The organism is Halodesulfovibrio spirochaetisodalis (genome assembly GCF_001672295.1).
GTDB lineage: Bacteria > Desulfobacterota > Desulfovibrionia > Desulfovibrionales > Desulfovibrionaceae > Halodesulfovibrio > Halodesulfovibrio spirochaetisodalis.
This window is the reverse complement of record NZ_JXMS01000054.1, coordinates 1-1160: the sequence shown is the minus strand read 5'-3', so window position 1 is coordinate 1160 and position 1160 is coordinate 1. Positions and strand designations below refer to the sequence as shown.

Sequence of the window (1160 nt, the reverse complement as noted above, 5' to 3'; positions counted from 1 at the left end):
TTTTGCATATAAAAAACACTGCTGTTTTTTAGAAAAAAATACACGTCATAACATTTAAAAATTAATTATTTTTATGGAGTTGCAATGAGTAGTACAGAACAAGGTACACCTGGTGATGACGTCATAAACGTCGATGAAACGGTCACGACAATTGATGCTGGTAAAGGAAATGATACAATCCATGCTGGAGGTAATGCTGATACCTACAAGTACAGCAAAGGCGACGGTCACGACGTCATCTACGACAATGAAAGCGGTGCTGTCACTGCGGATCATACTCTGGATGCAATACGTTTCAGCTCTGATATCGCGTACAATGATCTTCAATTCGCCATCGACGGCAATGACCTGTTGATCACTTTTAAAAACTCCCCTGATGACTCTATTCGCATCATAGACGCTGCAACTAACCCTGAGCATGCTGTAGAGAAAATCCTGATTGAAAATCGCTATAATGCTAGCCAGGTTTCTACATACTATGTGGAAAATGGGCTTTTTACGCACACACTTACAAACGATGATGACTCTTTTGACGGGTCAGCTTACACCACTCGCCTTGATGTCGTCGGCTTAGATGGCGCTGACATAATCACAACAAGCAACAGGTCTGACGTCATTCACGCAGGTGCAGGTAACGATACGATCACTGCGACAGGTAATGATACTGTATATGCTGGTGATGGTGACGACACTATTACTGGTGATGCCAGCAATCTATATGCAGGAGCCGGTAATGATACTATTACGATAGATAATACTTCAACTAGTATCAACGGAGAAGACGGGGACGATACTATTACCACCACAGGAAGCGCCTATCAGCATGTTCAAGGTGGCAATGGTAATGACACTATACGAACTGGTTCTGCAAATGATGCCATAATCGGAGGAGCAGACAACGATACCATTTGGGCTGGTGAAGGTGACAACTCCATATGGGGTGGAACTGGGGAAGATGAAATTCATTCTGGCTCTGGAAATGATACTATAGACGCAGGTGACGATAACGATACCATTTGGGCTGGTGATGGTACAAATACCATTGATGCCGGCAAAGGGAATGACATAATTCATGCCGGAGCTAATGCTGATACCTACAAGTACAGCAAAGGCGACGGTCACGACGTCATCTACGACAATGAAAGCGGTGCTGTCACTGC

General features: G+C 44.0%; 1 protein-coding gene. It reads left to right on the top strand.

The window, feature by feature from the left end; genetic code table 11:
* Positions 1 to 84: 84 nt before the first annotated feature.
* Positions 85 to 1160, top strand: a 1076-nt coding sequence (locus SP90_RS16355) for a calcium-binding protein (protein ID WP_269449376.1), incomplete at its 3' end; no start/stop codon positions are given.